This is a genomic window from Mesorhizobium kowhaii, from assembly GCF_042431665.1.
Lineage (GTDB): Bacteria > Pseudomonadota > Alphaproteobacteria > Rhizobiales > Rhizobiaceae > Mesorhizobium > Mesorhizobium kowhaii.
Genome location: NZ_JBHLYT010000156.1, coordinates 1 through 1,289, shown reverse-complemented (window position 1 = coordinate 1,289; position 1,289 = coordinate 1). Strand labels below are relative to the sequence as shown.

Here is a 1,289-nt window from a genome sequence, read left to right as displayed (position 1 = left end):
TCTCCAGCACAGCTGAGTTATCTATTGTCTGGGATAGACTGGCGCAACCCTCAGGAAACATGGCGTCCAACCCGGGTTGGGTAGCATTTTTTGATTGAAAATACAATGGAATGTGATTCAATCGGCACATGACTTCGAAGCCGGTTGATCTTCCCTCGGATCTTGCCAGCGCCTACGTGGCGCTGCTGGCTGAACGTGAGGCGTTGCAGGCTGAACGCGATGTGGCGGTCGCGGATGCTGCCAGCTGGCAGGCTGAAGCCGCCAACGCACAGGCCATGCTGTCCGACACCGAGGCGCGGATTGCACATCTTGAGCTGCGCATCGAGAAGCTGAAACGCGAACTGTACGGGCAGCGCTCCGAGCGCACGGCGCGGCTGATCGAGCAGTTGGAATTGGAGCTCGAAGACCTTGTCACCTCGGCGACCGAGGATGAGCTTGCCGCGCAGGTCGCCGCGGCGAAGATCCAGAAGGTCCGCCCCTTCACGCGCAAGCGACCGGTGCGCAAGCCATGGCCGGATGACATCGAACATGAGCGCATCGTCATCGAGTCACCCACCACCTGCGCCTGCTGCGGCGGATCCAGGCTGTCCAAGCTGGGCGAGGATGTGACCGAGACGCTGGAGGAGATCCCGCGCCGCTTCAAGGTCATCGAAACGGTCCGGGAGAAGTTTACGTGCCGGGATTGCGAGAAGATCACCCAGCCGCCGGCGCCGTTCCATGCCACGCCGCGCGGCTTCATCGGTCCTCAACTGCTGGCCACAATCCTGTTCGACAAGTTCGGCATGCATGCTCCACTCAACCGCCAGAGCGCGCGCTTCAAGGCCGAGGGGATCGACCTGCCGCTGTCGACGCTGGCCGATCAGGTCGGCCACGGATCCTTCGCCGTCATGCCGCTCTTCCAGCTGATCGAACGCCATGTGCTCGCAGCCGAGCGCCTTCATGGCGACGACACCACCATTCGCATCCTGGCGAAGGGCAAGTGCGCGACCGGGCGCATATGGACCTATACGCGCGATGACCGTCCCTTCGCCGGGCCTGCGCCGCCGGCGGCGATCTATTACGCCTCGAGCGACCGGCGCGGCGAGCATCCTCAGAAGCATCTGGCCGGGTTCGCCGGCATCCTTCAGTGCGACTGTTACAGTGGCTTCGAGCCGCTGTTTGACCCGCAGCGGAAGGAGCAGCCGATCACGCCGGCGTTTTGCTACGCCCATGCGCGGCGAGGATTCTTCGAATTGGCCGACATCGCGAAAAAGGCCCGGGATGGCAAGAAGGGCAAACCGATCTCGCCG

1 protein-coding gene is annotated in these 1,289 nt (G+C 62.8%); it reads left to right on the top strand.

What is annotated here, in order from left to right:
• Positions 1-128 precede the first annotated feature (128 nt).
• Positions 129-1,289: IS66 family transposase (gene tnpC, locus ACFFNA_RS36520; RefSeq protein ID WP_378924849.1), on the top strand; the 1,161-nt coding region annotated here is incomplete at its 3' end.